11 protein-coding genes and 1 tRNA gene are annotated in these 15792 nt (G+C 59.1%); 5 read left to right on the forward strand and 7 right to left on the reverse strand.

Features of this window, described 5'->3' with window-relative positions; all coding sequences use genetic code 11:
• Positions 1 to 291: 291 nt before the first annotated feature.
• Positions 292 to 2538 carry a glycoside hydrolase family 3 C-terminal domain-containing protein gene (locus tag AC5S27_RS11925; protein WP_493934780.1) on the reverse strand — a complete coding sequence of 749 codons (2247 nt, stop codon included), beginning with the start codon at positions 2536 to 2538 and terminating at the stop codon, positions 292 to 294.
• Positions 2539 to 2778: 240 nt separating this feature from the next.
• Between AC5S27_RS11925 and AC5S27_RS11930 the strand changes: the two genes are divergently transcribed.
• Positions 2779 to 3114 carry a TM2 domain-containing protein gene (locus AC5S27_RS11930; RefSeq protein ID WP_493934781.1) on the forward strand — a complete coding sequence of 112 codons (336 nt, stop codon included), beginning with the start codon at positions 2779 to 2781 and terminating at the stop codon, positions 3112 to 3114.
• Between the two features lie 14 nt (positions 3115 to 3128).
• Here the strand turns inward: AC5S27_RS11930 and AC5S27_RS11935 are convergent, their stop codons facing one another.
• Positions 3129 to 3740 carry an arylesterase gene (locus AC5S27_RS11935; protein WP_493934782.1) on the reverse strand — a complete coding sequence of 204 codons (612 nt, stop codon included), beginning with the start codon at positions 3738 to 3740 and terminating at the stop codon, positions 3129 to 3131.
• Positions 3741 to 4132: 392 nt separating this feature from the next.
• Here AC5S27_RS11935 and AC5S27_RS11940 point away from each other — a divergent pair, with 392 nt between their 5' ends.
• On the forward strand, positions 4133 to 4864 hold the full coding sequence (locus AC5S27_RS11940) for an ABC transporter ATP-binding protein (RefSeq protein WP_493934783.1): 732 nt from the start codon (positions 4133 to 4135) through the stop codon (positions 4862 to 4864).
• A complete protein-coding gene (locus AC5S27_RS11945; RefSeq protein ID WP_493934784.1) occupies positions 4865 to 7438 on the forward strand; it encodes an ABC transporter permease in 2574 nt (857 codons plus the stop codon).
• 176 nt (positions 7439 to 7614) lie between these two features.
• Here AC5S27_RS11945 and AC5S27_RS11950 read toward each other — a convergent pair whose 3' ends face one another.
• From AC5S27_RS11950 to AC5S27_RS11965, 4 genes are all read right to left on the reverse strand, one after another.
• Positions 7615 to 10785, reverse strand: coding sequence for an efflux RND transporter permease subunit (locus AC5S27_RS11950; protein WP_493934785.1), 3171 nt, complete (start codon positions 10783 to 10785; stop codon positions 7615 to 7617).
• On the reverse strand, positions 10786 to 11934 hold the full coding sequence (locus AC5S27_RS11955; protein ID WP_493934786.1) for an efflux RND transporter periplasmic adaptor subunit: 1149 nt from the start codon (positions 11932 to 11934) through the stop codon (positions 10786 to 10788). It lies immediately after the preceding gene.
• A complete protein-coding gene (locus AC5S27_RS11960; RefSeq protein ID WP_493934787.1) occupies positions 11934 to 13226 on the reverse strand; it encodes a TolC family protein in 1293 nt (430 codons plus the stop codon). The genes AC5S27_RS11955 and AC5S27_RS11960 overlap by 1 nt, the downstream gene beginning before the upstream one ends.
• An 83-nt stretch (positions 13227 to 13309) precedes the next feature.
• Complete coding sequence (locus AC5S27_RS11965; protein ID WP_493934788.1) at positions 13310 to 13711, reverse strand: hypothetical protein; 402 nt, start codon at positions 13709 to 13711, stop codon at positions 13310 to 13312.
• Positions 13712 to 13999: 288 nt separating this feature from the next.
• Between AC5S27_RS11965 and AC5S27_RS11970 the strand changes: the two genes are divergently transcribed.
• Together AC5S27_RS11970 and AC5S27_RS11975 are read left to right on the forward strand one after the other, a co-directional pair.
• A tRNA-Gln gene (locus AC5S27_RS11970) sits at positions 14000 to 14073 on the forward strand.
• A 171-nt stretch (positions 14074 to 14244) separates the two neighbouring features.
• Positions 14245 to 15435, forward strand: a complete 1191-nt coding sequence (locus tag AC5S27_RS11975) for a tyrosine-type recombinase/integrase (RefSeq protein ID WP_493934789.1) — start codon at positions 14245 to 14247, stop codon at positions 15433 to 15435.
• Here AC5S27_RS11975 and AC5S27_RS11980 read toward each other — a convergent pair.
• Positions 15405 to 15623: a helix-turn-helix transcriptional regulator gene (locus AC5S27_RS11980; RefSeq protein ID WP_493934790.1), complete on the reverse strand. Its 219-nt coding sequence runs from the start codon at positions 15621 to 15623 to the stop codon at positions 15405 to 15407. The two genes, AC5S27_RS11975 and AC5S27_RS11980, sit on opposite strands and share 31 nt — an antisense overlap.
• Between the last annotated feature and the right edge of the window lie 169 nt (positions 15624 to 15792).

Below are 15792 nucleotides of genomic sequence, written 5' to 3' on the forward strand. Positions count from 1 at the left end.
ACTTCTTCGGGCTATTCAGCCCAGCTTCCGAAAACCAGTTTATGCGGTCGTAAGATCGCATGGAGCACAGAGCTCAGCCCATTCTCCCCCAATGGTCTGAGCTCTGGTTGCGTCTGGGCGTCCTGTTGACGGACGGGGATGGGTCGTGCCTTCAGCCCTCGAATCCCGCGATTCGATGCCGACCCAGGGCTTTGCCTTGGGCTGGTATGGCACGCGCCTTTGGCGCTGATTGGTGTGGCGAGCCTCAGCTCTTCTTATGATTCGTATCTGGCGCTGGGTTGGCGAATGCTATCAGGGCCTGGCTTCGGATGCGGTGGTGATCTGGACCTCTGTGATCAGGGGCAGGTTGTCCGAGGAGCCGCCGGCGAGGATGCGGATCGGTTCTTTTTCGACGCGCCAGGAGTGGGAGGCGGTGTCCCAGTAGGCGAGGTCGCGGGCTTTTAGAGTGAGCGGGACTTCGGCGGTCTGGTTTGGTTCGACGTGGATGCGTTGGAAGGCTTTCAGCTCCTGGATGGGATGGGTTACCGCGGAGCCCAAGTGCTGGACGTAGAGCTGGACTACTTCGTCGCTGGCGGTTTTGCCGGTGTTCTTTATGGAGACGGTGACTTTGATTTCGCCTGTGCCGGGGATGGATTTCTGGCTGGTGGTGATTTTCTGATAGGCGAACTGCGTGTAGCTCAGGCCGTAACCGAAGGGGTAGAGCGGTTTGTGTTTGTCGTAGAGGTAGGTGCGGCCGTGGGTGAGGTCGTAGTCGAGGATAGGCAGGAGCTGGTCGTCTCCGGTGGGCCAGGTCTGGACGAGGCGGCCGGCGGGGGAGACTTTGCCGAAGAGGACGTCGGCGAGGCCGTGACCCAGCTCCTGGCTGTTCTGGGTGAGGTGGAGGATGGCGGGGAGGTTTTGCTGGCTCCAGACGATGGCGTAGGGGAAGCTGCTGATGAGGATTTCTACGGTCCTGGGATTGGCGGCGTACACGGCTTTGACTAGATCTTCCTGTTCGAGGACGATGGTCTTACGGTCGACGGCTTCGCGGCCATTGCTGGGGTTGTCGCACTGCTTCCAGCGGGTGGCGTTGCAGTAGGGGTGGTTACCTGTGATGACAATGGCGATGTCGGCTTGTTTGGCGAGGGTTGCTGCTTTGGCTGGGTCTTCGCCTTTATCAAAGAGAACTCTTGCGTTTGGTGCGGCTTCCTGGATGCCTTTGAGCGGGGTGATCGAATAGGGTGGGGTGCCACTGTACCAGTCGAGCAGGACTTCGTCGGCGTAGGGACCGATTACGGCGATGGTTTTCAGCTTAGTCGCGTCGAGGGGGAGGGTGTGATTTTCGTTCTTTAAGAGAACGATGGACTCCTGGGTGGCTTGCCGGGCTAGCTGCTTGCTGCTTTCGCGCTGGGCTGGTGGGGTGTCTGACTCGCGACCTATTTTGGCGTAGGGGTCGGTGGGGCTGAGGGTGGATGTGCCGTGGGCGATCTGGCCGGATTCGTCTGCGCCTGCGGGGGATTCGGTGATGGCGTCGAACTTGCCGAGTTTGACGAGGACGCGGAGCCAGCCGCGGAGGGATTGGTCGAGTTCGGCTTCGGTGATGAGCTTGTCTTCGAAGGCTTTGGTGAGGTCGGGTTCGTAGGTGTCGAGGAAGTAGTTGATGCCGGCTTTGACGGCTGCTGCGGCGCCATGTTCCTTGTCGGGATAGCTTTTGTGGGCGGTGATGAGGAGACCGAGCGCGCCGCCGTCGGTGCAGATGATGCCGTCGTTGCCCCATTCCTTGATCATGACGTCTTTGAGGATGGGGTGGACCATCATGGGGGTGCCGTTCCAGGAGTTGTAGGCGGCCATGACGCCGCGGGAGCCGCCTTCTTCAAAGCCCATGCGGAAGGGAACGGAGTAGTACTCGCGGAAGAGGCGCTCGCTGAAGACGGAGTCGCTGGAGTCGCGAGTATCTTCGTTTTCGTTGCCGAGGAAATGCTTCATAAGCGAGGCCGTCTGCCAGTGGTTGGGGTCAGGGCCTTGCAGGCCGTGCTGGAAGGCGACTGTCATGGTGCCGACGAGATATGGGTCTTCGCCCATGGACTCTTCGGTGCGTCCCCAGCGGGGATCACGGGATAGGTCGACGTTAGGGGCGCGGACGACAAGGCCACCGCGGTCGAGGTTGGGGTTCTGGTAGTTGTAGCGGGCTTCGTAGCCTTCCAGGGCACCAATCTTCTCCATAAGCGCAGGGTCCCAGGTATTGCCGAGGCCGCGTTCCTGGGGGAAGGTTGTGGTTGGGAGCGGCTCTTTGCCTTTGCCTTCCCAGTGGCCGGGGCCGCCTAATGCTAATCCGTGAAGGCCTTCGACCTGGCCGGTGAAGGATAGCTTGAGGCGGGGGATTGTGGGGCTGCCGCTCATGAGATGGATCTTTTCGGCGAGGGTGAGGCGGCTTAGGAGGTCGGTGATGCGGGTTTCGGCGGGGAGGTTGGGGTTTCGGAAAGGCTCTTGTGCTGTAAGGGAATTGAAAGCTGGAATTAAGGCTAGGACGATGAGCCAATACCGCGGTTTGAATGGCACAGTGAACTCCAGGTGCGGCGAAAGATGGTTGGCTTTCTGAGGGACGCAGAGTATCACATGGGACTTACGTTTTGCCTTTAGTAAAGCCTTTGAGTTGGGGATTGCGCGTGCGCAACGAACGTGACGCATTGCGCTTTTATGTTTACAGGGCTTGGGGTGGGTGATATTCCAGAGAGAGATTTTTGATCGTGAGAGGGATGCGGCTGGCTTCGGAGTGAGAAGCGGCTTCGCGGGTGAGTTATGGCGGAATTGACGGTTTACGATCTGGCTGCGCTGACGCAGGGGATGACGGACCAGCAGAAGTTTTATTTCAATGCGCAATATGGTTCCGTGCGGAAGGATCGGACGATCATGCTGGTGATTTCGATATTTCTGGGTCACTTTGGGATTGACCGATTTTTGCTGGGGGATATTGGGCTGGGCTTGCTGAAGCTGTTTACTTTTGGCGTGTTTGGGATTTTTACGCTAATTGATTGGTTTCTGATTATGGGGCGGACGGACGATTACAACCGGACGAAGGCGTATGCGATTGCTGCCGCCATTCGTGCGGCTGGGCCTGGCGTGCCGGCGTACTAGATTGGCGAACTCGATTATTTATGGAGTAGTGGGGTGAGGAGCGGGACCAAGTGCTCGGCGATCAGCTGGGAACCCTTGGCGGTGGGGTGGATGCCGTCGGCCTGGATGGTGCCGGGGACGGTGTAGATGCCGTCGTAGAGCATGGGCATGAGCGGGATGTGGTGCTTTGTGGCCGCTTCTTTGTAAATTGCGCTGAAGCTCTTGATGTAGTCCGCGCCGTAGTTAGGTGGCAGGGTGATGCCGACGAGCAGGATGCGGATGTGGGCGGCTTGCAGGGTGGTCAGGACTGTGTCCATGTTTTTACGGGTGATGTCGGGGGACAGGCCGCGGAGGCCGTCGTTGCCGCCAAACTCTACGAGGACGACTTCGGGGTGGAGGGCGACGATGGATTGGACGCGGGCTACGGCATCCTTTGTTGTGTTGCCGCTTACGCCCTGGTTGAGGACTTTGTAGTTGTAGCCCTTGGCGTTCAGCAGCTTTTGGAGTTGGACGGGGTAGGCCTGGGCTGCGTCGAGGTTGTAGCCGGCGGTGATGCTGTCGCCGAAGCAGACTAGTGTCTTTTGTTGGGCGGCTTGGGCGGTGATGGCCGTGATCGCGAACAGGGCGAGGATTGCGCGGGTCTTCACGTTCTTAGTTTATGGGATGGGGCGGGCTTTCAGCCCTTGGTTTCTGTTGTGACGCGTACCCAGGGCGTTGCCCTGGGCTGGTATAGCGGCGCGCCTTTGGCGCTTAGAACAGCAGATTCCTTTCAGGAATGACAGAAAGAAAGGCAAGGGCGACAGCAGATTCCCGTAGGGAATGACAGTAACAAAAGCAAAGGCAACAACAGATTCCCGTAAGGAATGACAGAAAGAAAGGCAAGGGCAACAGCAGATTCTCGTAGGGAATGACACAAGGAAAAGCAAGGGCAACAACAGATTCCCGCAGGGAATGACAACAAAAAAGGCAAAGGCTACGACAAATTGCGTGGGATGGAAGGCGCTGGAACGGTGGGGCGGAAAAGTGCGTAGGATCAGAGGTGAGTGCAGGTGAGGGTGAGACGCGGATGATTGAAGTGCGCGGTGTGAAGAAGTGGATCCAGAATGGGTCGCGGCGGGTGGAGATTCTGAAGGGAATCGATATCAGTATTCCTTCGGGGCAGTTTGTGGCGATTGTGGGTGCCAGCGGGAGTGGGAAGAGTACGCTGCTGGGGCTGCTCGCGGGCCTCGATACGCCGAGCGAGGGCGAGATCATTCTGGATGGGGTGCAGATTCATAACCTGGATGAGGCTGAGCTTTCTGTTGTGCGCGGGTCGAAGCTGGGGTTTGTGTTTCAGTCGTACCAGCTGATTCCTACGCTTACGGCGCTCGAGAATGTGTTGCTGCCGTTTGAGCTGAATCTGCCGGGAAATGGGATTCCGAGGGCGCGCAAGTTGCTTGAGCAGGTGGGGTTGGGCGAGCGAATGGATCACTATCCTGTGCAGCTTTCCGGGGGTGAACAACAGCGGGTGGCGCTGGCGCGAGCATTCATTGTGGAGCCGCCGATTGTGATGGCGGATGAGCCTACCGGGAACCTTGATTCGGTGAATGGTGAGAAGGTGCTGGAGTTGCTGCTGGGGCGCAATGAGCATGCGGGGACGACGCTGGTGCTCGTGACGCATGATCCTCAGGTGGCGGCGCTGGCGCATCGAAAGATTGTGATTCGCGATGGGATGGTGGTTGAGGATGTGTTGCGGGCCGATGTGCTGACGGCTGCTGGCGGGCTGAGCTAGATGGCCAAACGATCTTTGACGTGGACGCGGGCGGCGGTGATTGCTGGGCGGGATTTGCGGTCGGCGCCGGGGAAATTTGTGTTTGTGGTGCTGTCGGTGGCTGTGGGCGTGGCGGCGCTGGTGGGTGTGCGCGGGTTCAGCGAGAGTTTCCGGTCGACGCTGACGCGCGAGGCGCGCTCGCTGATGGCTGGGGATATTGCGGCGCGGACGCAGCAGTTGCCCTCGGATGTTGAAAACAAGAAGATTGAGGGGCTGCGCGGGCAGGGGGTTCGGGCGACGCTGGTGACGGAGACGGTTTCGATGGCTTCGGTGCCGCCTGATCCGGTGCCGATTCTTGTTGCGCTGAAGGCGGTCGATCCGGGGGAGTATCCGTACTATGGCCGGGCGATTCTGGAGCCGGATATGCCGCTGGCGCAGGCGCTGACGGCGGATTCCGTGGTGGTGGCGGATGAGTTTCTGATCCGGCTGCATGCGAAGGTCGGGGATTCTATCAGGCTGGGTGGGCGGAGCTTTCGGATTGCTGCGCGATTGGTTCAGGAGCCGGATCGGATCACGGCTGGTGCGGGGCTTGGGCCGCGGGTGTTGATTTCGCGGGCGGCGCTGGATTCTACGACGCTGTTGGCGCCGGGGAGCCGGGCTACGGAGCGGCTGCTGGTGCAAGTGCCTGTGGGTCGCGCGGTGGCGGATGTGCGCAAGCAGGTGGAGGGGATTCTGCCTGAAGCGCAGGTGATCGATTATCGCGAGGGGAATCCTGCGCTGACGGAGGGGCTGGACCGGGCTACTTCGATTTTGAGTTTGATTTGCCTGGTGGCGATGGTGCTGGGGGCGATTGGCGTGGCGATGTCCATGCACGCGCATCTAGAGCAGCGAATGGATGTGCTTGCGATCTTGAAGGCGATTGGGGCCGGGTCGGGGGATTTGCTGCGGATCTTTCTCTTGCAGACGATGGGGCTGGGGCTGGCTGGGGCGCTGCTGGGGGTGGCGGCTGGTGGCGGGGTGATGCTGGCGCTGCCGGCGGTGTTTGGGAACCTGCTGCCGGTGCACGCGACGCTGGCGTTTCCGTGGAAGTCGGCGCTGGCTGGGCTGGCTACCGGGTTGCTGACTACGCTGCTGTTTTGTTTGCCGCCGTTGCTTGATGTGCGGAAGGTGCGGCCGATCCTGGTGCTGCGGAGGATGGTGGAGGACGCGGAGCAGAAGGGGATTGCTGCGTTTCTTACGCGATGGGGACAGCGGAAGCTGCAGATTGTCGCGATGTTTGTGATCCTGGTGGCGCTGGTGGGGATAGCTGCTTTGCTTACGGATTCGGCGCAGGTGGGGGCGTGGTTTGGCGGGGCGCTGGTGTTTATCCTTGTGGTCCTGCTGGCGCTTTCGGCTGGGTTTCTGCGGCTGCTGAAGTGGCTGCTGAAACTGGTTCGGTTGCGGTTGCCGCAGTTTTTGCGGCAGGGACTGGCGAACCTTTACCGGCCGGGGAATCAGTCTTCTGCTGTGCTGGCGGCGCTGGGGACTGGAGTGATGCTGATTCTGGCGGTGTACCTGATGCAGTCGCAGGTGCTTAGGGAGATTCAGGAGACGGCTTCGCCGAAGTTACCCAATATGTTTCTGGTGGATGTCACGACCGATGAAGTGCCGGGGATGAAGGCATTCTTTGCTACGCAGCCGGGACAGAAGGCTGGGCAGAAGGCGGAGCTGGATCTTCTGCCGGTGGTGAGTGGGCGGTTTGTTGCGCTGAATGGGGTGCCGCTGGAGAAGCTGAAGGTGGAGCATTTTCCGCGACGGATGCTGGAGAGCGTGCAGCTGAGCTGGGCGGACAAGCTGCCGGATGGGGACCGGGTCCAGCAGGGGAAGTGGTGGACGGATGCGAATGCCAAGTCCATCGCGATCGATGAGGGGATCGCTTCGCGGATCAAGCTCGGTGTGGGGTCGGCGGTGGAGCTGGAGGTGGCTGGGCAGGAGCTGCATGTTACGGTCGCTGCGATCTTCCATACCGATGGGCAGCATATCGCCGGGCGAGCGAATTTTCTGCTGCCTTCGGGGATGCTGAAGGATGCGCCTACGGTCTGGTACGGGGCGGTGCGGGTGGATTCGAAGCAAGTGGGGCAGGTGGAGCGGGCGCTGTTTCTGGCGTTCCCGACGGTGACGGTGATCAACCTGGCGGACGTGCTGGACCGGATCGAGACGGTCGTGAATCAGATCACGTTTGTGGTGCGCTTCCTGGCTGGATTTTCGATCTTTGCGGGGTTAATGATTCTGGCTTCATCGATTGCCAGTACGCGGTTCCGGCGGACTCGGGAGGCTGTTGTGCTCAAGACTCTCGGGGCTACTCGTTGGCGGATTGTCCGCATCTTTTCGGTTGAGTTCAGCGTGCTGGGGCTGCTGGCTGGGACCGTTGGCGCGGTCTTTGCCAATCTGTTGACGAAGGTGTTGCTGCGGCAGATGGAAGCTCAGTGGCATTTTGAGTGGCGTGCGACTCTGATTGCTCTGGTTGGTACTGCGGTTTTAGCGGCGGCTACTGGGTGGTTGGCCAGCTACCGGATTCTTGGGTTGCGTCCTCTTGAGGTGTTGCGGGAGGAGTAGCAAGACAGTGGACAGTGATCAGAGAACAGTGGTCAGTTCAAGTAACAGCAAATGCAAGGGCCGACAGCAGATTCCCTTCGAAAATGACAAACCGAACAGCAACTGCAAAGGCAAAGACAAAGCAAAAACTCGTGCAATGGTGGTTTGGCCCCTCTGTTTGAGGGGCCTTTGTTGTTTTAGAACTCTTCTTCCATCTCGGAGGTTGGGAGCTCGTCGGTTTCGCGGGCGAACATTACGTAAAGGGTGGGTAGGAGGAAGATTCCTATTACCAGGTTGGCTAACAGGCCGCCTACGATAACGATGGCGAAGGGGCGTTGCGAGTCTGAGCCGATGGCGTGGGAGAAGGCTGCCGGCATGAGGCCGAGTGTTGCTACCAGCATGGTCATCATGATGGGCCGGAGTCGAAGGACTGCGCCTTCGACTGCTGCCTCAACGATGTGCTGCTGGCTGGACTCTTCCATGCCTTTGCGGCGGCCGCGGAGCTGGTTGATGTATTCGAGCATGATGACGCCGGTTTGGACGGAGACGCCGAAGAGGGCGAGGAATCCGACGGCGGATGAGACGGAGAAATTGGTGTGGGTGATGAACAGGGCGAGCGGCCCACCGACGGAGGCCATGATGACGCTGACCAGGATGAGCAGGGCCCATTTGAAGGAGCGGAACATGGTGTAGAGGATGAGGAAGATGGCCAGCACGGTAATCGGGATGACGATCGACATGCGCTTGTTGGCCCGCTTCTGGCTCTGGTATTCACCGGCCCATTCGAGGTGATATCCGGTGGGCAGCTGAACCTTGGTGTTGACCCGGTTGATGGCCTCTTCGACTGTGGAGCCGAGGTCGCGGCCGCGGACGGAGTACTTGATGGCTATGTAGCGCTGACCTTGCTCTCGGTAGATTTCTTCAGCGCCATCGTCGGTGGAGATTTTGGTGAGTTGGGCCAGCGAGACGCGTTCGCCGGATGGAGCGAGTAGGCGAACGTTCTCGATGGCCTCGCGGGTGTCGCGATACTGCTTTTCGTAGCGGAGGGTGACGTCGTACCGGGCTTCGCCTTGCTGGACCTGGGTGAGTGCGTTGGCACCGACGGCGGTCTGGATCGCGTCCTGGATGTCGGCGACGTTGATGCCCCAGCGCGCGGCGGCGGCGCGGTCGACGGAGAGGTTGAGGTTGGGCTGGCCGATGATGCGGAAGATGCCAAGGTCCTGGACGCCGGGGACAGTGGACATCTGGGACTGGATCTCTTCGGCTTTGTGTTCGAGTGTGCGTAGGTCATCGCCATAGAGCTTGACGGCCAGCTCGCCTTTGACCCCGGAGACGGCTTCCTCCATGTTGTCGGAGATGGGCTGGGAGAAGTTCCACAGCACGCCGGGAAATTTCTCCAGCTCCTTGTCCATGGCGGCGATCAGCTGTTCCTTATCCTGATGGAAGCCTGGGCGCCACTCTTCTTTCTTCTTGAGGTCGACAAAGTATTCGGTGTTGAAGAAACCGGTGACGTCGGTGCCGTCATCGGGCCGGCCGGTCTGGCTGATGACCTGGATCACTTCAGGGAAGCTGGCGAGAACCTGGCGTGCCTTGTTGGTGAAGTCGATGCTCGTGGTGGGGCCTTCGCTGGGAGGCAACGTGCCGCGGACCCAAATGGAGCCTTCATCAAGGTGAGGCAGGAATTCAGAGCCGATGGGGCCGCCGAAGGCGAGGAAGATTGCTACTCCGAAAAGGATAGCGGCGATGCCGACGGTGATGCGGTTATGGTGGATGGCCTTGCGGACGGCGACGCGATAGTGCTCGACGAGCCAGTGCAGGACGGGGTTCTCCCACTCCTTGGCGCCTTTGCGGAAGAGGATGCTCGCGAGCACGGGCGAGATGATGATGGAGAACGTGAGTGCTCCGAGGAGTGCGAAGGCTACGGTCCAGGCCATGGGCTTGAAGAGGCGGCCTTCGACGGCCTGCAGGGTGAAGATGGGCAGGTATGCGGTAATGATGATACCGATGGCGAAAAAGACGGGGCGAAGGACTTCGTGGGATGCTTCGCGGATCTTGGTGGCCGGGGTGCGCGTGTCGTCGCGCTTGGAGAGATGGCGGACGATGTTTTCGATCATGACGACGGAGCCATCGACGACCATGCCGAAGTCGAGAGCGCCGAGGGACAGGAGGTTAGCCGGGATGTGGCTCAGGTCCAGGCAGATGGAGGCGAAGAGAAGTGCGAATGGGATGGTCAGGGCGACGATGATGGCGCCGCGGATGTTGCCGAGGAAGAGAAAGAGAATGATGGAGACGAGGATGACGCCTTCGAGCAGGTTATGCTCGACGGTCTCGACGGTGAAGGCGACAAGCTTGGAGCGGTCGAGGAAGGGAATGACCGTTACACCCTTGGGAAGGATGTTGGTGTTGAGCTCTTTGACCTTCTCGTGAATGCCTTGGAGAACGGGGTCGGAGTCGGTGCCCTTTTGGAGCAGAACGACGCCTTCGACGGTGTCTGGGTTGTCAAGGATGGTGCTTGTGCCGGAACTGTCGGTGTGATGCCAGGCGCGGCCGATCTGACCGAGTCGGATCTTGGGCCCCTGCTGGACGGTAGCGATGTCCTTGACGCGGATCGGGGTGCCGTTGAGGGGCTTGATTACGGTGTTTTCAATGTCCTGCACGGTTGAAAAGAGACCGATGGACTGGACGTTGATTTGTTGCGCGCCCTGCTCGATGAAGCTGCCGCCGCCGTTGGAGTTGTTGTTGGCGATCTGCTGTTCGACTTGGCCGATGCTGAGCCCGTAGGAGATGAGTTTCTCCGGATCGAGCTTGATTTGATACTCCTTGGTGGGGCCGCCAAAGCTGGCGACATCGACGACGCCTTTTACGCCTTTGAACTGCTTTTCGATGGTCCAATCTTCGAGAGACTTTTTCTCCATAACGTCATAGGAGGGGTTGGTGCTCTCGAGGGTGTACCAGTAGATCTGTCCGACGGGGCTCCAGTCCGTGCCCATCTGGGGGGTTAGTCCGGCGGGGAGATTGACCTGGTTGAGCCGCTCGAGGACATGCTCGCGATTCTCGAAGCCTTTCGACTCGTCGTCGAAGATGAGCATGAGGCTGGAGATGCCGGCGAGCGTGCTGGAGCGCAAGCTGGTAAGGTGCTGGATGCCGGCCATCTGGATTTCGACCGGAACGGTGACCTGGCGCTCGATCTCTTCAGCGCTGCGGCCGGGCCATTGGGTGATGACGGTGACGTAGTTGTTGGCCACGTCGGGATAGGCTTCGATGGGCAGGTTGCGGAAGGCCATAATGCCCCATCCGGTGAGCAGGATGACACCACCGAGGATGAGCCATCGACTCTTGAGCGCGAAATCGACTATGCCACGAATCATCTACTGGTCCCCCGCGGTTTCGAGCAGAAGGGCCTTGGTGACGACTTGCTGGCCGGGATCGATGCCGGAGAGGATCTCCTGATTGCCGCCTTCGACCATTTTTCCGGCCCGGACGGAGGTGCGCTTGAACTGGTTGTTACCGGCGGGGACGAAGACCCAGTCCTGATCATGGAGGTGAAGGACAGCGGTGGCGGGGACGACAGCGTGGGTCTCGAGCTTCTTGCTTGAGAAGGTGGCGGTAACGAACATGCCGAGCTTGAGGATGCCGGGATTGGCGACCTCGATGCGTACTTTGGCGGTGCGCATGGTGGGGTCGAGCACGGGGCCGATGTCGCTGATGCGGCCGGTCAAGGGCTTGTCGGGGTAGGCATTGATCTTGATTTGCGCGGACTGGCCGAGCTGGAGCTTAGCGAGGTCGTTTTCGAAGACGTCGGCGAGGATCCAGACTCGGGAAAGGTCGGCGATGGTCATTGCGGTCGACGAGCCCGAGTAGGTGACGCCCGCTGCGGCTGCATTGGTGACATTCTGGGCGATGATGACGCCGGAGGTTGGAGCGTAGACGTTGACGACGCTGGTGGGGTGGTCATGGTCCACGCCATAGAGCTTCAGTTGCTCGTCGGCTGCGGTGAGGCCTTCCTTGGCATCCTGTTCGGCGTTTTCGGCCTGTTCGAGCATGGCCTGGGAGATAGCGCCATGGTCCTTCAGCTCCTTGGCGCGGAGGTAGGCCTTGTTGGTGAGTTGCTCGTCGTTGACGGCCTTGCGATAGGCGGCGAAGGCGTTGGTGACATCGGGGCTCTGGACCTTCATCAGGAGCTGGCCCTTCTTCACAGCGTCATCCAAGCGGACTTTGATTTCGACGACGCGGCCGCTGGCGAGCGAGATGACCGGGATGGTGCGAGAGACGTCAGGGCTGACGGTGCCGGTGGCGTTGAGCTGCGAGGCAGCTTCGAGCTTGCCGGCTGGCACGGTGGAGAACAGGTTCGCTTTGGCCGGGTCGACGTTGATAAGGTTCATGTCGGCAACGGTGGTGACCTTGGCCGGCGGAGGCGCGGTGTCGCCCTTTTCTTCCTTCTTGCAGCCTGCGAGGGTGAGGCAGGCTGCGAGAGCTGTTGCGAACGTAAGAGAGTGGGAGATATTAGGAAGCCGCATTAGGGAATCACCTCGCGTCCGACAGCCAGATTGAGTTGGCTGGCCGCTGTTAGATAGGTACCGATGAGTTGCAGGTAGGCCAATTGCACGGTGCGGTATTCGCTCTGCGCGTTGAGGAAGTCGGTAAGCGAGGCGCCGCCATGCTGATAGGAGAAGGTGACGGTATCGCGGACGCGGGTGGACTGGTCGAGATACTTCGCCTTATACGGCTTGAGGAGGGTAATGTTGCTCTGAACCTGGGCGTAGGCGGAATCCACGTCGGCGAAGACCTGGGCTCGAGAGGAGTCGGTGAGCTGCTGCGAACGGTCGATGTCGATCTGGGTGCGCTTCTTTTCGCCCTGATTGCGGTCGAAGAGGCGGATCGGAATGCTGATGTTGAGGCCCAGGGCGTTTTCGGCGTAGGGGTTATTGAACGAGCCATTGTAGGTGTATGTGCCACCGAAGGTGGGGTCGGCTGAGCCGTTGGCGATGGCCAGCTTGTGCGCGGCTTTGGCCTGCTCGATGGTCTGGATGGCAGCGCGTAGGTCGGGGCGGCTGTCGAGGGCGGTCTGGCGGACTGCTTCGAGAGCCTGGAGATCTTCAGTGAAGCCGAAGGGACCGTCAACGTCGAACTGCTCGACGGGGGTTCGGTCGTTCATCAATTGCAGGAGTTGAATCTTCGAAGTGCGCAAGTTGACGATTGCGGACTGCAGTTCGGACTCGTACTGGACGCGCTGGAGCTCGATGCGGTCGAGGTCGATCTGGGCGATGTCTCCGGCTTTGTAGCGTTCCTGGGTGATGCCGATGAGCTTGTCGTAGTAGACGAGGTCGGCCTCGGCTAGCTTGACAGTGGCCTTGGCCTGGAGCGTCTGGACAAAGGCAGAGCGAAGCTGGAAAACCAGGTTGCGCTCTACGTCTTCGTGGTTGGACTGGGCAACTTTGGTCGCGTCCTGCGCGGTTTCGAGGCGGAGCTGGCGTTTGCGTTCGCGCTCGTAGAGGTAGCTCAGGCCGGTTTGATATTGCGTACCGGAGAGGGGCTGCCAGACGCCGTGATGCGGGTTTAGCTGGGTGCCGTCTTCGCCAGCGGTGAGGGTAGGGTTGGGACGAAGGAAGGCTGTGGTTTCCTGGGCCTTGGCTTCGTCGACACTTAGGGCGTCGGCCTTGAGGGCGGGGTTGGCGGCTTCAAAGCGCGCTTTGACCTGTTCCCAAGTTAGGGACGGCGGAACCGCTGCCTGCTGCGCGTGGAGGCGCGTGGAGGCGAGGGCCAGAGACAGCAGTGCAGCTGCATACAGCAAGGGTCGGGGTTGTTTCATGTCACCTTAGGGGTGCCGCGAAGAGCACGACAGCCGGAATTCACATTATCTGAAGGGGTAGATTGCCGGGAAAAATGGCTGAATCAGGCGCGAGGCGGCGGCCGATTGTCGAGTGAACGGCTGAGGATGGGAGTGGGCGCCGTTTGCCCGTCGATTTGAACCGTGGCCAGAGAAAGGCCGTTCAGCGCAAAGATGGCGAACTCCTGCTCGGGCATCGCCAGCGAAGCCGGGACGACGGAGGGGTGGAGTTCGTGGGACTGGAGAGCACGGCGGACGCAGCAGTCTGTCTCTGCCGGGCCTTGCGCCGCTGCCAGATCGTCGCTGAGCGAGATGACGGGAAGCAGGAGCAGGACGACCATGACCAGAGCAAGAGCTTGAGCGGCGCGCGGGATCGGATGTTTGGAACGCGACGGGGAGCTGCGAACCCAGAGCCAGATGAGGCCGAGGGAGCAGAGCGCCCACGCGAGATTGAGTACAAGTTCCATTTTCCGATCGCTCAGTGAGATTCTAACGCAGTTGCAGATTGGCGAGTAGAGGAGTCGTTGATTGGATACGTCTCATTAGACGTGGAAACGGCGTTAAAAACTTATAAAACCTTTGCTGTCTTCCTGAAGAGCGGAGAGGATGGATATGGAGCGCTCGTTCGTCCATGGTTGACGAGCGATTGACCCATGGGCGGGATTCCTCGTATGATGAGTGAGTTGGTGGTTGACCGGCGCTCTGCTGGAACCCTGACGAAAGTCGCAAGGTTGAGTCCTTCGACCTTTGCTTGTTGCCTCGTCGTTCAATGGTAGGACAGCTGACTCTGACTCAGCATATTGGGGTTCGAATCCCTGCGAGGCAACCAACATCCATCCCTGCACGTCCCGGCGAATCCCATGCATTCAATAATATCAACAACTTAGCTCGCTTACCGTCCTCAGGCGTCCCAGCGAATCCCCCCGGAGCCAGTAGTCTTTTGTATACGGTTTGTATATATTTCGAGCTGAACTTGTATACCGAGAAAAGCGGGGGGCAAATGGCGATCACGCAATTGGAGATAACGAAGGCCAAGCCCGGGGCAAAGCCTTATTCACTTTTAGATGGACATGGGCTGTCGCTCGTCATATCGACGAACGGCTCGAAACTCTGGCGCTACAAGTATCAGTTCAATAAAAGGCAGCGGCTGATGTCGCTGGGGTCATATCCCGTCGTCAGTTTGGCTGATGCGAGAGCGAGACATCTGGAGGCACGAAAGCAAGTTGCCAATGGGATTGACCCGATGGCTAAACCCGACGCAGATGTAGAGAGCACATCGTTCGAGACCGTTGCAGAGGCATGGTGGGAACACTGGAAGTCGGATAAGAACCCTATTCACGCAGGGACCACAAGACGAAGATTGCAGGCAGATGTCCTCCCTGCGTTAGGTTCGCGTGACATCACCAAAATCAAAGCTGGCGACGTAGCGAAGATGATCCAGCAAATCGAAACACGCGATGCGTTGGACATCGCCCGTCGAGCGTTGCAAACCGTGGGTCAGATTTTCCGATACGCAGTTGCGAGAGACATCTGTGACTTCAACCCGGTTGCCAGCATCAGGCCAGCAGACTTGCTCAAGTCGCGTAAGGTTCAGAACATGGCGAGAGTATCGGCCAGTGATCTACCTAAGCTGATGGTCGATATAGATGAGTACGACGGACAGGCACTGACGAAGCTGGCTCAGAAGTTTTTGGCACTCACGGTAGTGAGAACTAAAGAGATGATCGGTGCGACGTGGGATGAGATTGACTTGCAGAAGAGTTCATGGGTGATCCCAAGAGAGCGCATGAAGACCGTCCGGGGCACTCAGACGCCTCACATAGTACCGCTGTCACGTCAGGCAGTCGAAATACTCAGAGCCATACGCCTCATCACCGGCAACCGGAAGATCGTGTTCCCCGGTGAGCAGAAAGCCGAGACGATGTCGAACAACACCGTACTCTTTGCCATGTATGGAATGGGGTACAAAGGACGCATGACTGGTCACGGCTGGCGTGGAGTGTTCTCCACGACGATGCGAGAGAAGGGATACGCACGAGAGCATGTAGAAACTCAGCTTGCACATCTGTCTGGCGATGCAGTTGAACGTGCATACAACCATGCGAAGTATGTACCTCAACGCACGGAGATGATGCAGGCATGGGCCGACTATCTCGATGCTCAGCTTGCTCTCGGACGCACAACCGCATAATCACGCTTCTCAATTTGCCTACGCATCCAGTCCATCACTTCGGACTCGACCCATGCGGAGGCATTCGTGTGTCCGAGTTTAATCGGGCGAGGGAAGTCGGGCAGGGAATAGATTGCAGATCGGGAAAGCCCGGTCAACTCTTTCACCTGTGGCAGTCTTAAGAACTTAAGTTGGAACTCCGCTGGCATGATTCATCGCTTTCTCATCCTTTCAGGATTGAAGAGTGAATGTTGAACACAAGCAGCGACTCGGGTTGAATCTTCGGCGTGAGTTGTTGCGTGTATTGCGGTTAACTCCAGATTGTGTACAAGCCACGATCTTTCTGGTAACGGCGCTTGGTGAGGGTTTCAAACACTT

The sequence above is a fragment of the Acidicapsa borealis genome (genome assembly GCF_059115245.1).